The sequence below is a fragment of the Candidatus Poriferisodalis sp. genome (genome assembly GCF_965208555.1).
Taxonomy (GTDB): domain Bacteria; phylum Actinomycetota; class Acidimicrobiia; order Acidimicrobiales; family Poriferisodalaceae; genus Poriferisodalis.
Window position 1 is genome coordinate 3,202,714 of sequence record NZ_OZ242342.1, and the last position, 16,966, is coordinate 3,219,679.

The 16,966-nt window shown below is 66.9% G+C and carries 13 protein-coding genes; 7 read left to right on the forward strand and 6 right to left on the reverse strand.

All coding sequences use genetic code 11. The features are described from left to right. The first annotated feature begins 74 nt into the window (after window positions 1-74). The 4 genes from ACOGXE_RS14695 (at window position 75) to ACOGXE_RS14710 (ending at window position 4,242) form a co-directional block, all read left to right on the forward strand. A complete protein-coding gene (locus tag ACOGXE_RS14695) occupies window positions 75-1,613 on the forward strand; it encodes an MFS transporter (protein WP_419931641.1) in 1,539 nt (512 codons plus the stop codon). Next, window positions 1,610-2,158 carry a thioesterase family protein gene (locus tag ACOGXE_RS14700; protein ID WP_419931642.1) on the forward strand — a complete coding sequence of 183 codons (549 nt, stop codon included), beginning with the start codon at window positions 1,610-1,612 and terminating at the stop codon, window positions 2,156-2,158. The genes ACOGXE_RS14695 and ACOGXE_RS14700 overlap by 4 nt, the downstream gene beginning before the upstream one ends. Window positions 2,159-2,205: 47 nt before the next feature. Next, window positions 2,206-2,958 carry a dihydropteroate synthase gene (locus ACOGXE_RS14705; RefSeq protein ID WP_419931643.1) on the forward strand — a complete coding sequence of 251 codons (753 nt, stop codon included), beginning with the start codon at window positions 2,206-2,208 and terminating at the stop codon, window positions 2,956-2,958. A 780-nt stretch (window positions 2,959-3,738) separates the two neighbouring features. Further along, a complete protein-coding gene (locus tag ACOGXE_RS14710; RefSeq protein ID WP_419931645.1) occupies window positions 3,739-4,242 on the forward strand; it encodes a hypothetical protein in 504 nt (167 codons plus the stop codon). A 271-nt stretch (window positions 4,243-4,513) separates the two neighbouring features. Here ACOGXE_RS14710 and ACOGXE_RS14715 read toward each other — a convergent pair whose 3' ends face one another. Next, on the reverse strand, window positions 4,514-5,773 hold the full coding sequence (locus ACOGXE_RS14715) for a DUF222 domain-containing protein (protein ID WP_419931646.1): 1,260 nt from the start codon (window positions 5,771-5,773) through the stop codon (window positions 4,514-4,516). A 143-nt stretch (window positions 5,774-5,916) separates the two neighbouring features. Here ACOGXE_RS14715 and ACOGXE_RS14720 point away from each other — a divergent pair, with 143 nt between their 5' ends. Together ACOGXE_RS14720 and ACOGXE_RS14725 are read left to right on the forward strand one after the other, a co-directional pair. After that, entirely contained in the window at window positions 5,917-7,041 is a 1,125-nt protein-coding gene (locus tag ACOGXE_RS14720; RefSeq protein WP_419931647.1) for a type I restriction endonuclease, read from the forward strand. 194 nt (window positions 7,042-7,235) lie between these two features. Further along, the gene (locus ACOGXE_RS14725) at window positions 7,236-8,423 is read left to right on the forward strand and encodes a hypothetical protein (RefSeq protein ID WP_419931648.1); all 1,188 of its coding nucleotides are present in this window, start codon (window positions 7,236-7,238) and stop codon (window positions 8,421-8,423) included. A gap of 39 nt (window positions 8,424-8,462) precedes the next feature. Here the strand turns inward: ACOGXE_RS14725 and ACOGXE_RS14730 are convergent, their stop codons facing one another. After that, entirely contained in the window at window positions 8,463-10,811 is a 2,349-nt protein-coding gene (locus ACOGXE_RS14730; RefSeq protein WP_419931649.1) for a molybdopterin-dependent oxidoreductase, read from the reverse strand. A gap of 171 nt (window positions 10,812-10,982) precedes the next feature. Between ACOGXE_RS14730 and ACOGXE_RS14735 the strand changes: the two genes are divergently transcribed. Then, window positions 10,983-11,216: a ferredoxin gene (locus ACOGXE_RS14735; protein WP_419931650.1), complete on the forward strand. Its 234-nt coding sequence runs from the start codon at window positions 10,983-10,985 to the stop codon at window positions 11,214-11,216. A gap of 56 nt (window positions 11,217-11,272) precedes the next feature. Here the strand turns inward: ACOGXE_RS14735 and ACOGXE_RS14740 are convergent, their stop codons facing one another. Genes ACOGXE_RS14740 through ACOGXE_RS14755 form a run of 4 tightly spaced genes read right to left on the reverse strand, consistent with a single transcriptional unit; the run spans window position 11,273 to window position 16,879 of the window. Next, window positions 11,273-12,319 (reverse strand): 3-hydroxyacyl-CoA dehydrogenase NAD-binding domain-containing protein, encoded by a 1,047-nt coding sequence (locus tag ACOGXE_RS14740; protein WP_419931651.1) that lies wholly within the window; start codon window positions 12,317-12,319, stop codon window positions 11,273-11,275. Then, entirely contained in the window at window positions 12,316-13,203 is an 888-nt protein-coding gene (locus ACOGXE_RS14745; protein ID WP_419931652.1) for a 3-keto-5-aminohexanoate cleavage protein, read from the reverse strand. The genes ACOGXE_RS14740 and ACOGXE_RS14745 overlap by 4 nt, the downstream gene beginning before the upstream one ends. Then, a complete protein-coding gene (locus tag ACOGXE_RS14750) occupies window positions 13,196-14,419 on the reverse strand; it encodes a TauD/TfdA family dioxygenase (protein WP_419931653.1) in 1,224 nt (407 codons plus the stop codon). Before ACOGXE_RS14750 ends, ACOGXE_RS14745 begins: the two co-directional genes overlap by 8 nt. Window positions 14,420-14,440: 21 nt before the next feature. After that, window positions 14,441-16,879 carry a xanthine dehydrogenase family protein molybdopterin-binding subunit gene (locus tag ACOGXE_RS14755; RefSeq protein WP_419931654.1) on the reverse strand — a complete coding sequence of 813 codons (2,439 nt, stop codon included), beginning with the start codon at window positions 16,877-16,879 and terminating at the stop codon, window positions 14,441-14,443. Window positions 16,880-16,966: the final 87 nt, after the last annotated feature.

Consider the following 16,966-nt stretch of genomic DNA (forward strand, 5'->3'; position numbering starts at 1 on the left):
CATCTTCCAGCTACGGGCAGCCGAACTGAAGCCTCCCTCCGCACCGGCCATGCCCGCGCCGTAGCCTCGCAGCGGTGAGTGCTGTCGACACCGCGGAGGGGCCCGCGGTCCACTTGGACTCAGCGCGCGGCTGGGTGACGGCCTGCGGCGCTGCGATTGTCGTGATGGCCGGCTTCGGCAGCATCTACAGCTTCACGGCTTTCGCCAACGACATGGCTGAGGAGTTCGACACCGGCCTGGGTCCGATCTCGATCGTGTTCGGCATCACGGTATTCCTGTACTTCGGCAGCGCTCTGGTGTCGGGCCGCCTCTACGACCGGTTCGGCATCGTGCCGTTGCTGATCGTCGGCGGCGCGCTGTTCGTCGGGGGGCTGGTGGCGACCTCGCAGGTGACGGTGCTGTGGCACGGGTATGTCCTGTACGGAATCGGGCTGGGATTCGGCGGCGGGCTGTTCAATGCACCGCTGTTCGCCCTGACGGCCACATGGTTCGACAAGCACCGGGCCATGGCCCAAGGCTTGGTGGCGACCGGTTCGGGCCTCGGGACGATGATCTATGTCCCGTTCGCGCAGCGGCTTCTCGCCGAGTACGGCTGGCGTGTCGGCATGCGCTGGCTGGCCGTGATCGCCGCCGCGATTCTCGTGTTCGGGCTGCTGGTCATTCGCCAGCCGCCTCGGGTGCATGTCGGCAGCCCCCGCCGTCACCTGTCGCTGGTGGTGAGGACTGCGACGTTCTGGCAGATGGGGACCTCCGGCATCTTCTTCACGATCGCCGTGATCGGCACCATCGGGCTCATCATCCCGTTCTCCATCGACGACGGGGTGGCAGAGCTGGCGGCGGGGTGGCTGGTGTTCGTGGTCGGCCTGTCGAGCATTGTGGGTCGGCTCGCGCTGACCAGCTTGGCGCGGCCGCTGGGGTCGATCCGCCTGCTGAAGATCGCTTTCGGCGGACTGCCGGTGGCCTACGCCATCTGGTTCATCACCACGCGGGTCGACGCGCCCGGAACTAAGTACGTGCTGCTGGTGGTATTCGCCTCCGTGCTCGGCGTCTCCTACGGCGGATTCGTGGCGCTGCTGGGCGATGTCACCGCCTACCTGTTCGGTTTGGCGAACATCGGTGCGGTCGTCGGCATCTTTTTCTTCTTTTCCGGTACAGGCGCGTTGATCGGCCCGCCATTGCTCGGCTTCACGCACGACGCGAGCGGCGGCGCAGGGGTGCCCATCTTGATGGTGGGTGTGATTGCCTTTGCCGGTGTCCTGGTGCTCCTGCCGCTGACCCGGCATCCACTGGCACTGCCGACCTACATCGGGCCCGGCGGGATGCCGTCACCTACGCCTCCGCGAACTGCTGCGCCACCGCGGCCGCTTGCTCCGGTGCGATCACCGGGGACGGCACCCGTCCCGGCGGCGGCGAGATCCGTGCAGCGACCGCCGCTGACCGCGAATGCGACAGCGTCGTCGTCGGCGTCCGCGGCGATCCCGAGAGCGCGCCCGTTGCACGACGCTCTCATGGTTGCGATGTCACGGCCGCGTTCTGCCGCCTTGCGGGATGCCCCGCCCGAGGTCTTCTGGCCGGTTGCCGATGAGACCATCTCTCCGAACGGACAGTCATGAGCGTTGAGACTCTGAGCCCGCAGCCGACTGACGCGGTCTCCCGGGCGCCGGTCGAAGTGCTCGACGGGATCGTTCAGGAGGGCTGGATCGACTACAACGGCCACCTCAACGCCGGCTACTACCTGGTGGCGTTCGACGACGCCATCGCTCCGTGGATGGATTTCATCGGTCTGGGCACAGCGCACCGAGAGGTTCGAGACATCACCACGTTCTCCGCAGAGAACCACATCACCTACGTGCGCGAGATAGGGCCGGACGAGCCGTACGTGATCTCGGTTCAGCTGCTGGGCTTCGACCGTAAGCGAATTCATGCATTTCAGGCCATGACCCAGACCCGGGACGACTACCTCGTCGCCACCTGCGAAGTCATGTCACTGCACATCGACGGGCCGACTCGACGCGTCGGGCCGATGGTCGATGAGCCATACCGGCGGCTGGGCGAGATCTGGGAGGCGCATCAGCATCTTCCGCTGCCGCCCCAAGTCGGCCACGTCATCAACGTCCGGCCCTCGGCGGAGGCTTCGCTGCACCCAGACCTCGCCTGAGCCGACGACTCGGGTCAGTGCCGCGGTGCTCTGACTAGGTTGCGGCCGTGGAGATCTTCGGCGTGGTCAACGCCTCTCCGGACTCGAAGGCCGACTTCTCTGTCGTGCAGGGCTGTGCCGAAGCCGTTGCGCGAGCGGCCGAGCTGCTGGCCGAGGGTGCCGACCACTTCGACCTCGGAGGCGAGGGATCCACGCCCGGCAGCAACGAGGTGAGTGCTGGCGACGAGTGGCAGCGTGTGGAGGGACCGCTGCGCGGGCTGCTGTCGCTGGGCGTCGACGTGGCGATCGACACCCGCAAAGCAGATGTAGCGCGTCGTGCCTTGGACGCAGGGGCCACGGTGCTGAATGCCGGCGACGCTCTGCAGTCGCCGGAGATGGTCGAGATAGCGGCTGAGCGCGGCGTGACGGTGGTGCTGCCGTTCATGCTGGGGCGGGACTTCCGCAGCGTGCGCGACGTGCGAGGCGATCCCGTCACAGTGATGGTCGAGTGGTTCGCGTCGCGCATCGAACGGCTGCGCCAAGCAGGCGTCACCCAGCGGCTGCTGCTCGACTGCGGCGTCGGCTTCGGCCCCCACGACATGGACTGGCCCGAACGAGCGGCCTACCAGCGAGCCATCTACCGCGGTCTCGGAGAACTGCGCCGCTTCGACCTGCCCCTGTACGTGCCGGTGCCGTGGCTGCAGACCCCAGACCGCCTCGAGCTGCTCGACCTGGCCCTCTCACAACAGCCCGACTACGTCCGAGCCCACCGCCCCGCCCAAGTCCGCGAGCACTACGCCGCCCTCACCGCAGCCAGCTAGAGCAGATTCGCGGGGCTGCCGTGCTGCCAATGCAGTGGAGATTGTGTGGAAGAATCGTGGTTATTGTTTGAGGCATGCGGACGCCCTCGGCCAACTCACCCGGCATTTGATGAACGCCTCCGGGAACGCCATGAGGCGAGCTGCCGTTCCCACGCTTACCGTCACCGCTCTCCTCGCTGGTTGCGGCCTATTGGGGGGGGGGGGGGGGGTAACAGCGCGGACTCGCTCCCGATTGACGAAGCAAGTGCTTCCGCTGAGGTCCCTGCCACCTCCGAGGCGTCGCCTCTGGTCATCATCCCGCAACTTGACACTGCGCTGGCCGCCTTGTCCGGCGACAACCAGGTCACTGACGCCGTCGCTGCATTGCGCGCAGTCGGTGAGGCTGTCGATGAGGCCGGCGGGTTTGATCACGAGCCTGGAGCGCCTCGTCGAACCACCAACGCTTCCCGGGGAGTCGCCGCGCAGCACCGCGATCTGACCGCATGCGCCGAAGCCGAATACGGCCATTGGACCGTGACCAGAATCCGAGACGGTTCTTGCGCGGCCTACGTCACGGAAGGACCGACGACCGCCTTCGGTCTGGTGTGCAGGTGGGTCGGACCGCGCCGGCATGCGATGCATGTGTTCGCAGTACTGCCGCCCTTCGCTGGAGCAGGTGAGATCACTGATGTCCGCATGCGGTACTGGGTGCTTCCCATCACTCAATATGCATCTGATCCGTGGGTGGACTGGGAGGTCCCGGCTCCAAGCCCGTCTCCTTGGACAGAACCAGAAGACGGGTTGCTGACAGGCCCTCTCGACGCGGACCGAGCTGGCGATGCGATCGCGGAGCTGCTCGGTGATCTCGATGCGGATGGCGTTGCCGAGGCGGCCGAGGAGCCGCTCGGCGGTCTCGACTCAGACGACGATGCCGAAGCGATTGTGGAACAGCCCAGCGGCGGTCCCCATCCGGTACGGGTTGCATTCGCGCCAGACGACTTGGTGGATGAACTCATCGGGGGGCAAGACGCACGGCTGGTGCTCTTCGGCGACGCGAACGGGGTCCGTTTCGGTCGCCCCTACGAGCTCTGGTTCGAAGCCAAGATGACTGTCTTGCCTGACGGCGAGGACGCGGAACCCGAGGAGCTGGTGCCGGAAAGGGTCATCTTCCCGCTCACCGGCGCATCCGAGGCGGTGAGCATCGTGACAGACGACTGCCTGCGCCTGAACCGCGAAGCGACATTCGACAGCGAGTCGTCATCGCATCTTCTCGACGGTTTTGCCGTTGATCCGCCGACTCCGTAAGTGAAGCCGACGGCCGGCGACGTCAGCCGGCGGCAGGTTCGAGGGCGACTCGTACGTGCTTGTGGTGCGGAGTGAGCGACAGCCAGTCACGGTCTTCCCAGTTAGGCCCCGTCTACTCCGGCATCCCGCCCTCGTTCGAGTCAGGGCGTTTGCTTGCTGCCGACCGCCTCGCCGACCATGGGTTGCCCGGCCGGGTCCATTGTGGGGGTGGCGGCGGTCGCCCGTCATAACTGCCAGACACTTCTTGAGGCCGGGGCGGCGCCCCCTGCGGTCAGCGTGGGGGTGCTCGTGGCCCGGTTTCGCTGTCGATGTTGTTGGTGGGTGTTGTGGGTGGTTGGAGTGTGTAGTGGCCGGGGTCTGGTGCTTGGCCGGAAACGGTGGGGCTGCCGGGGTGCCAGTGGGGGGTGTGGCCTTGTTGGTGGATTTTGGCGTTGTGGCAGTTGTGGCAGACGGTGAGGAGGTTCGTGTAGTCGGTGTGTCCGCCGTGCTGCCAGTGGTCGATGTGGTGGTGCTGGCAGCGTTCGGGCGCGATGCCGCATCCCACGCAGCCCTTGTCGCGCAGTGCAAGGGCGGCGCGTTGGAGGTCGGTGGCGGTGCGGCGGCTGCGTCCCATGCGCAGGTCGCCGTTGGTGGTTTCGAATATCGCGGGAAGCACTTCGGCGTCGACGGCGAGCTTGGCGATCTCTCCGATGGGGATGGGTGTGCCATCTGCGAGGCGTGCGTTGGTGAGCTGGTGGTTGAGGGTGTCGTAGTCGGCGACGACGATCAGCGATGCGCCGGCGGGGCGCTTGGCGCCTGATTCGCAGATGAGCTGGGCGATCGCGTCCGCGGTGCGCTGTGGGGGAGTGCGCGGCGCAGTGGGATCTTCGTCTTTGAACAGCCGTCGCTCGGCAGCCGCGATCGCCGTGCTCAGCCGGGCTCCAGTTACCGGATCGACCTCGAGGTGTAGCACGGTCATGCCGTCGCTTTGGCGGGTGACAATCTTGCCGCTGCGCGCTTGGCGCTGCCGCTCGAGCACCGATGCGCCGTCATCCTGGTTGGCCTCGGCTACGTGGCGGGCAACGGTGCGACGGAACTCGTCATGACCCTCACGGGAGGCCCGCTCTGCCAGGAACGCCTCATCGATCGGCGCGTCGCCCGCAGCGCGGGCGATCAACTGCGCGTGGCCCACCGGAACCGAGCCCGCAGCGAGCCCCTCCCGCGTCGCATCCAACTCGCCGAGCCTCACCGCGTCACGCACCTCGCCGCGTGCCCGCCGGCCCGACACCGCCAGCGCGTCGGTCGCGGCCCAAGCAGCAGCACCATCGCCGCTGCGATGAGCGATCTCGCCCAACGTGTCGGCCTTCATCGCCGCCAACCGCGACTCGGCCCGAGCAATCTCACCCAACCGAGCCCGCAGGCCCTCACCGCACAACTCGCCGACATCCACCGCATCCACCCGCACCCCACCCGACGCAGAAGCGCAAGGACAGCCGTCACCAGACACCGCCATGGGCTTCGCCGCCTCGGGGCCCTTGTCGCCGCTTGCCATGGAACAAAAGTACGAGGGGGCTGTGACACGAATAGATGCCGATAGATGCCGAGGACCCTCATCCGACACGGCCGAATGGAAACGAACCTGACCTACGATCCCAGCCGGCATCGGGGGATCCAGCACGGTGCTGGGAGGTCGACATGGAGTTGGAAGAACGGCTCATCAAGGTGAGTGAGGAGCTGTCACCGGGGAATTTGGTACTTGAGACAAACGTGCAGGTCAAGGTGGTGCGCCCCATCCTGCGCAGCTTGGGGTGGGACGATTCCGATTCGAGGCACCTGCGGGCTGAATTCAGGACCGACAAGGGAAGAGTTGACGAGGCACTTCTGGACAAGCTCGGCAGCCCCGTGGTCTTCGTCGAGGCCAAGAAGCAGGGTCACCTCAAGGACCGGGTTCGGTACAACAACGCGGTACGGCAGTTGTTCCACTACGCCCGATACCAGCATGTGCCGTTCCTGCTGCTCACCGACGGTGAGACATGGGACTTCTTTGTGCTCCGCGCTCCCGGGCCGCCATCCGAGCGTCGATTCTTGCGGTTGACACTGACGGAACCGGATCGTCTCAAGGAAGCGGCATCGGACCTTCGCAGATTCCTCGACCGAACGGCGGTGCTAGACGGCAGCGCCCTTCGGGCGGCCCAAGCGCGGTTGAAGCGAGAGAAGGCGCGCGCTGAGCGAATGCACCAAATGCTGATTGCGTGGAAGAAGTTGCTGGATTCAGGCGACAAGGCGGTGCGGTCACGGCTAGCCGACAAGACCGAACGAGACGCAGGTCGACGGCCAGCCGCCCGCGAGGTCAACGAGTTTCTGCGCACGCAGTCCAAGTCTGCGTTGGTGGGGGACGATCCGACACAAGGGCCGCTGCGGCCATATATCTACGACGAGCTCTTCCCCGACGACCTACCCAGGACCGACTACACCCGGGATGAACTCGAGCATCTGCTTCCGGACGAGATGTCCGATGTCATCGAATGGTGGACCGAGGAGTGGGGGGTGGACGGGCCCACGGAGCACGACTCACATCAGGGAGACGCAGACAGCGAGATCGCATTCGTCCTGAACGCGCAGAACCGGTACGACGGCTGGGTGGCAACCGTCGACGAGATTCACGAGGCCGCGGTGGAGTACGACGACGAGCGAGCGTGCCTCGAGGACATGCGGATGGATGAGCTTCGGGAATTGGCGAAGCGCCTGCCTTTCCAACTTCGCAGTCGTACCAAGCAGGACATCGTGGAAGCGCTGCTCGAGCGCCTCCAATGGTTCTAATGCGCTACGGCGCTCGTCCCGCTGGATCTCCGCTGGAAGCAATGCCCGTCCGCCAGCGACCCAGCGGCAATTGAGAGGTACCCCAACGGCGGACAGCGTCAGCAGCCAGCGGCCCTGCCCAAATCCGGCGTGTCAACCCGTGATCTACGATTCCTGCCGAAGCCGGGCGGTCGATGGTGTGCCGGGAGGTTCCAGTGGGGCTTGAACACGCACTCACCAAGGCTCGCGAGACGCTTGCCTCCGGTGCGCTCACCAACGAGGCGCAAGTGCGCTCTGCTGTCATCGCTCCGCTGCTGAACGCGCTCGGTTGGGACCCTGCGGACCCGAGTCAGTGGCTGGTGGAGTACGCAGTGGGCACGGGAAATGTCGATGATGCACTCTTCGGGCCAAATGGCTCCGCGCTCGTATTTGTAGAGGCCAAGAAGCAAGGCAATCTCAGTGTCAAGGCCGAAGACCAGCTCTTCCGATATGCGAACAACAAGGGCGTTCCTCTGCTGGTGCTGACCGACGGCAACGTATGGGACCTGTACCTGAGCATGGCCGCTGGGGAACCGACCGAGCGTCGTTTCTGTCACCACGAGATCAAAGAGAGCCGTGATCTCGCAGCGATGGCGGCCGACATGGAGCGGTACTTGTCTCGCGAGGAAGTTGTCAGGGGCAAGGCGAAATCCAATGCCGAAAAGCGCCTTGCGGACATCCTCAATCGTGAACGAGGCCGCAAGGCGCTCCCAGTGGCTTGGAATGCGTTGCTGTCCGAACCAGATGAACTGCTGAGGGACTTGCTCATTGAGAGCGCTGAACAGGCGACCGGGTCAAGGCCTTGGCGCGAAGATGCTGAGACGTTTCTGCGGCAATCTTCCGCGGATCCAGGGACCTCAATCCTGTACGGCGATGTTCTTGCTTGGCTGCGTGCCGCACCGGCGGATGTGACCTCGGGAATGAAATCAGCGGTGACGAAGTGGCGAAAGCAGTTGGATGGCCCCGTGTCCAAGAAGCCGCCCCGGGATGGCCCAGCTCCCAAGCCGATCCATAGATCAGGCAATTTGCGCGGCATTCGGATTCAGGGCACGGAGCACGAGGCGACCGTGTACAAACGTGTACACCTCTTGCTTGCGTCGGAGTTGCAGAACCTGAATGGCGGCCTACTCGGTGAGTTAGCTGCGCTCGCTAGGCCGGGGATGAAGAACCCTCGAGCAGTGAAAGCGTCTGATCCGATACTGCAGAGTGAGCGCGCAAAGTACTACCAGGAGGTTCCAAGGCAGCCTGGGTGGTACTTGCACGTACACCAGTCAGCTGAGGACCATCAGCGGCTCATGCGCGAGATGACGGAGCTGGCGGGCCTGCAATGGGGCAGTGATGTCACGCTTCTAGTCGAAGACTGAAAGACCAGAGCGACTGGCATCACCCGACGGCCGGCGACGTCAGCCGGCGGCAGGTTCGAGGGCGACTCGTACGTGCTTGTGGTGCGGAGTGAGCGACAGCCAGTCGCGGTCTTCGATGTCGGTGAGCTCGTTGACGGCCACACCGTGGATCTTGTGCTCGCCGTCGGGGTCGGGGTACTCGGTGCCGAAACCGTGCGGGAGCGTCACGTGACCGGCCATGACCGTGTCAGTGACCTCGGCGGGAGCCTCGGCCTCGCCCCGCTTGGAGATGATGCGAATCCGATCGCCGTCGACCACGCCGAGCGCTGTGGCGTCGTCGGGGCTGATGCGCAACGAGCCGTCCTTGTCCTTCTTGCGCCAGTCGGGGTCGCGCACGACGTCATTGGCGTTGGAGGAACGACGCTCACCAGCAGAGAGCACGAACGGGAAACGGTCACTGGCAGCGCCAGTGGGCTCCTCGTCGTTCAACGACCTGAACTCGTCCACCAGCTCCTCGATGAAGAGGTGGATCTTCCCGTCGGGGTGCGCAATGCGGTCCCAGGTCTGGGAGTACTCGCTGACGCTGTAGATCATTCCCGACGGCGAGTTCATCAGCTTGTCGAACAGATTGTTGGCCAGCTCCAAGCCGTCGCCCTCGACGCCGGCGGCGCGTACCTCGTCGGGATAGCGCATCGAGGCCTGCATCGAGGCGCCGAACATGATCGCCGCTGGTGCCATGTTGCCCATCGTGGGCCCGAGGGCGTCATACAGCACCACCGGCAGCTTGGCGCCGACGTCGGGATCAGTGCTCGAGGCCTCGCCGAGTGCTTCGATGAACGACTCACGGCTCTGCTGGGCTGCGCCGGCCAGCGTTTCGGTGGATGCTGCACGCCCGCCCATGGCTGCCACGAGCCGGCTGTGAATCTCGGCCTCGGGCAGCGAATCGCCCAGCGGCTCCAGGATCGGGTGGCGAACCTGGAAGCAGTTGGCGGGCATCTCGCCGGCGAAGAATGTGGCCTCGGGCTTCTCGTACTGCGAGCACGCCGGCAGCACGTAGTCGGCCGCACGGGCGGTCTCGGTCATGGCGACGTCGATCACCACCAGGCATTCCAGCTTGGCGAAGGCCTCGCGGAACCGCTTCGAGTCGGGCAACGTGTGCAGCGGGTTCGCCGATTCCACGATCATGCCCCGGAACCGGTTCGGGTGGTCGGTGTCGATGCAGTCGGGAATCGCGGCACATGCGAGGAGACCCGACAGCATGGCGCTGCCGGTGACGGGGTCGGTCTCGCCCTCGCCCGAATGCCCGCAGATGGGGGCGAGGCGCAGCGGCAGGTTCATCCCGCCCGCCTTCGCGAAGTTGCCCGTGATCAGATACAGCAGGCGCTGCAGCCAGGAATTCAGCGTGGAATGGGGCGCCATCTCGATGCCGAGGTCCTCCTCGGTGGACAGCGAGCGTGCATTGCCCATGGTGCGGGCGGCGGCGCGCAGCTCAGCTTCGTCGATGCCGCACTTGCGAGCGCACTCGGCGATGTCGGCGCCCGAGATCAGGCCTCGCAGTTCATCCCAGCCGGTGCAGTGCTCGGCGAGGAATCGCTCGTCGGTGAGTCCCTCTTCGACCATGATCGCCAGCAGCGCCGCCAGCGCCCATGCATCGGTACCGGGACGGACGCGCAGGTGGTGATCGGCCATCGCTGCCGTCTCGGACACTCGCGGGTCCATCACCACGAGCTTGCGCTCGTCGTCGTTGCGGATCTTGTTGAGCTCGTTGCGCGACTCGGGGAAGCCATGGCTCTGCCACGGGTTCTTGCCGATGAACACCGCGCAGTCGGTGTGCTCGAAGTCGCCCAGGGCGCCGAGGTTCTGCTTGCCGAACATCTTGCCCTGCGCCCAGAACATGCCGGTCTTCTCCTGCGCCAGCGCGTTCGAGCGGTACTTCACGCCCAGCGTCTGCAGCACGCCGCGGGCATAGGCACCCGGGAAGTGATTGCCCTGCCCGCCGCCGCCGTAGTACAGGATCTTGTCGCCGCCGACCGAGTCGCGGATGCCGGTGAGGCGCTCGGCGACTTCGGCGATCGCGACGTCCCACGACACCTCCTCGAAGGTGCCGTCGTCCTTTCGGCGAAGCGGCGTCGTGAGGCGATCGCGCCCGTTCTGGTAGTAGTCGATCCGCAGGGCCTTCTCGCAGGTGTAGCCCTTCGAGGCGGGGTGCTCCTTGTCACCGCGCACACGGGTGATCTTGCGCCCGTCCAGGCGCACCTCGATGCCGCAGTTGTTGGAGCAGAGCACGCAGGCGGTCTTGTGCCAGACCTTGGTGGGGTCGGTGTCCGCGCCATTCGACGGCGCCTTGGTGGCTGTCGCGCCGGCGCGCTTGGCTCGAAGTGCTGCGAGTCGGTCCTGAGCGTCGGACATGGCGTCCCCTTGTGGTGCGGCGATGCGGCTCTGCCGTGGCGGCAGTTCGAACATGAAAGCGTAGGGGGCCGTAGTGGTCGTTGCCGGGAAGCCCCCTCGCGTCGACCGGTTGCGAACATTGCATGGCGCCGCGCTAGCTTCGGGCCGACCGGGATGCCGTGCCCGGCCTCGATGAACGCCAGCCGCGGTGGCTGGCAGGAAGGACTGCTCGTGCGGATCAGCGTTGACGCCGACAAGTGCCAAGGTCACAACCGCTGCTACTCGCTGGCGCCGGAGCTGTTCGACGTGGACGACTACGGCTACGCCACTGCGGCCGGCGACGGCGAAGTTCCTGCGGGCCTGGAGGACAAGGCCCGCTTGGCCGCCGCGAACTGTCCCGAGTACGCGGTCATCATCACCGAATAGCCCACAGCGCCTCGGGCACGACAGCGTCGCCTCCAGCTACCGGCGGCGGCGCGTCGTCAGCGTCTGTCGGCGAGCCGCTCACGCAGCGCAGCCAAGCTGCGGCCGGCACCCCAATCGTTCGCTTCCAAGGCCAGGAGCAAGTCGACGAGATTGCGGTCTCGCGCTGCACAGAGTTCGGCGACTGGTTGGCCGCCCGACTGCTCGTCGGACTGGGCGATCAGCGTGGCGACGAATTCTGGAGTCAGTTCCGGCACGTCGGTGAGCTTGGTCCAGGGCAGGTCGAGTGTCGGGGCGAAGTGCTCCACGAAGTGCCGGAAACCGCCTTCCCCGCCGGCAGTGGCGTAGGTCTGGAAGACGCCCATCTGCGCCCAGCGAAGTCCGAACCCGAGCCGCATGGCATCGTCGATCTCCGAAACCGTGGCGACGCCGTCGTGGACCAGCCACAGTGCTTCCCGCCAGAGGGCCTCCATCAGACGGTCGGCCACGAATCCGTCGATGTCGGAGCGCACCCGCAGCGGCGACATTCCCGCTGCGCTGAACCAGCCAATTGCCCGTCCGATCGCGGCCTCGGAGGTGCGAGCGCCGCCTACCACTTCCACTAGCGGCAGCAAGTACACGGGGTTGAAGGGGTGGCCGACCACCAGACGCTGAGGGTGACGCATCTCGGCCTGCAGATCGCTGGGGCGGATGCCCGACGTGGACGAGGCGATCACGGCATCCGGCGCCGCAGCGGCCTCGATCTCTGCGTAGGCGGCCTGCTTGACCGTGAGGCGCTCGGGCACGCACTCGTGGATCAGCTCGGCACCCGCCACGGCGGCCGCACAGCCGGCATCCGGATCGGCAATGCGGACGACGCCTTCGGCTGCGCTCGTGTCGTCAGTGAGCAAACTCAGGCGTCGCCATGCCGTTCGCGCTGCAACCAGGGTTGATTCGATCATGCGGGCAGCGTCAGGCGACGGATCCGCCACGGCCACGTCGATACCGCACAGCGCCCAGCGTGCGGCCCACGCCGCGCCGATCACACCGGCGCCCACGACGGCGACGCGTTCGGGAAGCCTGCCGTCGGTTGCGGCGAGGCCGCCGGCAGGCGACGGGCCAGTCAATGCCGCTTCAGTTCGAGCTTGTCGCGAACTTCTTCGGGGCCGATGACCCGGTAGTTCATGGCTTCGAGGATCTGCTTCGCGCGGGCCGTGAGATCGGCGTTGGTCGCGAGTCGGCCGCGTTCGAGATACAGGTTGTCCTCGAGCCCGACCCGGGCGTTGCCGCCCGCGACGGCCGCCAGTGCCACGTACGGCAGCTGATCGCGTCCCAGTGCGAAGGCAGAGAAGGTCCAGTCGTCGGGCACGTTGTTGACCATCGCCATGAACGTGTTCAGGTCCGGCGGGGCGCCCCAGCGGATGCCCATGCACAGCTGCACCATGACCGGTGCTTCGATGACCCCGGCGTCCACCAACGCCCTGGCTTCCCACAGCTGCCCGGTGTCGAAGGCTTCGATCTCGGGACGCACGCCGAGCGCCTGGATCTGGCGGGCCATCTCCATCAGCGTGTCGTGGGTGTTGGTGGCCACGTAATTGCCCTCGCCGAAGTTCATGGTGCCGCAGTCGAGCGTGCAGATCTCCGGCAGCAGCTCGCGGACGTGAGCGAGGCGCTCGGTGGCGCCGGCCATGTCGGACCGCAGCGGGTCGGGAGGCAGCGGCTGCTCGACCGAGCCGATCACGAAATCGCCGCCCATGCCGGCAGTGAGATTCAGCACGACATCGGTGCTCGACGCCCGCACGCGTTCGACCACCTCGCGGTAGCAGTCGACATCGCGGCCTGCGTCGCCGGTGATCGGGTCGCGCACGTGCACATGGCAGATGGCAGCCCCTGCGTCGGCAGCATCGATCACGTTCTGGGCGATGTCGGCGGGCGTATAGGGCACCTTGTCGGACTTGCCGACCGTGTCGCCGGCTCCGGTCACCGCGCAGGTGATGAAGACGTCAGGCATCAGCTGGATCCTCCTGATGAGCACTGCGGCGCAGCAGCACGCGCAGCCGTGAATAGAACTCGTCGGTGTCCATGTACGTGCCGATGAGCCGCCGGCGGGTTCCCGGACGCGGCTCGAAGGCATCCCGTCCGTGCAGCACGCGGCGGTTGTCGAACACCACGATGTCGCCCGGCCGGAACGGGTATCGCATCTGGAACCGGTCCGAGACGGCCGTCTCGCTCAGCAGGCGCATCGCTGCATACGCACGGTTCACCTCGGCGGCGGGCATGGCGGGGAAGGCTCTCACGGGATGAAACGCCCGGTAGGTGTACGGAATCCGCCCGTCGCCCGTATCGATGACCGGCCCCTGCCAGCGATGATCGTGGTCGGGCGAACGGTTGAAGAACACCCACTCCAGCATGGTGAGCGCCTCGAACGCGTCGGACTCAGCCACACGCAGGTGCTCGGCGATGGCCAACCCATCGGCCATGGTCGACCATCCGCCCTCCACGCTGTTCTCCACGCAGTGCAGCAGTTGCAGTCCGGGCGGGACTTCCCGGGTCGGCAAGTCGGTGTGGGGCGCGAGCCGCTGCCCGGTGTTGGCCAGCGAGGTCGGCGTGATGTCCACATCGACGTGCCAGGTCAGTCCGAAATTGGAGTCGCGCATGGCGCCGATGAGTCCCGCGATCTGTGCGACAGTGTCGGGACCGTTCCCGCTGTCGGCGAGGCGGATGAGCCCGTAGCGCGCTAGATCGCACAGTGCCGCGGCGAGCGCGCTGTCGTCATCAAGAAGGGCTGGGCCGTCGTGGGTGACCGGCTCGCTGTGCTCGGCCGCGGTCCACGCCACGGGAGCAGGAATGACCGCAAAGGGCCGGTGCATCTGGTCGGCGACATGGCGCAGCCACCCGGGATGGAACTTGGCGTCGCGGTGCTCGGGCTCGAAGGTCACCTCGAGCGCCCCGCCGTCCAGTTCGATCCGGCCGAGCGACAGATGGGCATCGATATGAGCGGGGTCCAGTTCGCACTCGCGGGTCACCGGGTCGATGCCGCCGGCACCGGGTGCGTTCTCTCGCAGCCACATGGGATGGCACTCGAGCGTCGTCCCGTCGGGCCATTCCAGCACCGCAGCACCGCTTGCGGCGAGACTGGCTGAAGCCAGCGCCGCCCACGGATACGTGTAGTAGTCCGGCGTCGCGCAATCCGGTGTGGGCGGATGGGCGTGGCCCCGCTCGGTCACTGACCAGATTGTCTCACAGCTTCAGATCCCTTCGGCCGCTGCAAGCCCTTCGGGATCGACGTCCTGACCGGCCGCCATGGCGGCAAAGATCTCGGGCGGCTCGCGCCACGATTCCGCTGGATTGCCTGTTCTGGCCGCCTCGATTGCTTCCCACACCCGCTGGGGGCTCATGGGCATGTCGATGTGCCGGATGCCGAGGTGCGCTACGGCGTTGATGACGGCGTTCTGCAGCGCCGGCGTGGATCCGATGGTGCTGGCCTCGCCGATTCCCTTCGCACCCAGGGGATTGAGCGGCGAGGGCGTTTCGGTGCTGTGCACCTCGAAACTCGGGAACTCGGCGGCAGACGGGAACAGGTACGTCATGAGCGTGCCGGTCTGCGGGTTGCCGTCGTCGTCGAAGACCACTTCCTCGTACAGCGTCTGCGCTGCGCCCTGGGCGATGCCGCCGTGCTGCTGGCCCCGCAGCAGCAGCGGGTTGATCACCGTGCCCGCGTCGTCGACGGCGATGTGGCGCAGGTAGCCGATCTCGCCGGTGTCGGTGTCGACTTCCACGACCGCAACGTGCGCCCCGAACGGGAAGCTGGCCTCGCCCTGGTCGAAGTCGAGCTGCGCCGCGAGTCCCGGGTCGACGGGCTCGCCTCGCGCGGCAGCGTTGATCTCAGCCTCGGTCGGGTCGCCGAGCAGCCCGTCAGGCGCGTCGTCGACCGTCCCGGCCAGCTGCGCCCAGTCGACCGATCGGGCCGGCACGCCGGCCACGCTGAACGTGCCCGTTGCGGCATCGAGCACGATGTCGTCCACGCTGGCCTCGAGCAGGTGCGCCGCGAGCCGCTGGGCCCGGTCGATCAGTACGTCCGTGGCGTTGGCCACCGCCGAGCCGCCCACCTGCACCGAGCGGGAGCCGCCGGTGCCGCCGCCACGGGGCACCAGATCGGTGTCGGACTGGATGAACCCGATGCGCTCCACATCGATGCCGGTGCGGGCCGAGACGATCTGGGCGAACGTCGTGTGATGCCCTTGGCCGTGGGCACTGGTACCGACCCGAATGGTGGCGCCGCCGTCGGGTTCGATGCGCACCGCAGCGAACTCGCTGGTGAGGCCGCCGGCGGTGATCTCCACGAAGCTGGCGATGCCGATGCCGAGCTGGCGCACGTCGCCGCGTTCGCGCCTCACGCGCTGCTCTGCTCGCAGATCGTCGTAGCCGGCGAGCTCGACAGCTCGGCGCAACGGCAGCGCGTAGTCGCCGCTGTCGTAGGTGACGCCGGTGAGCGTGTCGAAGGGGAAGGCATCGGGCGAGATGAAGTTGCGCAGCCGGATCTCGATGGGATCGATGCCGGTCTCGATGGCGGCCTGATCGACGAGCCGCTCGAGCAGGGCGGCCGCCTCGGGCCGCCCGGCGCCCCGGTAGGCGCCGGTGGGCGTCGTATTGGTGACCGCCGTGGCCACGTCGAACCGGATCGCGGGGAAGGCGTAGGTGCCGTTGGACATCCGCTTGGTGCCCGCCGGCAGCATCGTGCCGATGTTGGGGTAGGCGCCCGTGTCGCCCACCAGGCGCACCCGCAGCCCGGTGAACGTGCCGTCGTCGCGCACGCCGAGCTCGGCGTACTGCACCTGCGCGCGGCTGTGCGCCAGGGTGGTCATGTCCTCGCTGCGCCCCGGCGTCCAGGTGACGGGACGGTTCAGCCGGTCCGCGAGCGCCGCCACGACGGTGTGCTCGTGGTACAGGCCGGCCTTGGCGCCGAAACCGCCGCCGACGTGGGGAGCGATGACACGGAGGCGCTGGGCATCCCAGTCGAGCGCGCCTGCCAGCTGCATCTTCGTGAGGTGCGGCATCTGCGTCGCGCAGTACACGGTCATGCGGCCGTCGTCGCCGGGCACGGCTGCACATGAGTTCGGCTCGAGCGGCACCGCGGCGATCTTCTGGTTGACGTAGCGGCCCCTCACGACGTGTGCTGCGCCGTCGAGCGGATCGACGCCGGGCGGATCGGTGATCTCGGTGGCGACGTTGTTGGGCCGTTCGTCGAAGAGCGCTGGCGCTCCGGGGGCGAGCGCGGCCTCGGCGTCGGTGGCAGCGGGCAGCGGCTCGTAGTCGACGGCAACGAGCTCGGCGGCGTCGACGGCCTGGACCAGGGTCTCGGCCACGACAACGGCCACTGCTTCGCCCACGAAGCGCACCTTGCCGTCCGCAAGCGGGGCGCGGGCGAACTCGTCGGCCACCTTGACGAACCCGTGGTGCGGGGCCACGCCGAGCTCTGCTGCGGTGACGATCTCGATCACGCCAGGCGCCCGACTCGCCTCGCTGGTGTCGATGCCGCCGATATGCGCGTGGGCGACAGGGGAGCGCACGAATACCGCATGGCATATGCCGTCGGCGTCGTGGTCATAGACGTAGCGCCCGCCCGCGGTGAGCAGCTCAGGGTCCTCGCTGCGTCGTACCTCGTTGCCCAGGATCGATCCGGCCATGGGCGGCGAGGCTATCGACGGGCCGTCACGCCGGTCCGGACGGGTGCGGTCGTTGCGCTGCCGCCGTGACCGGCGGCACTGTGCCGT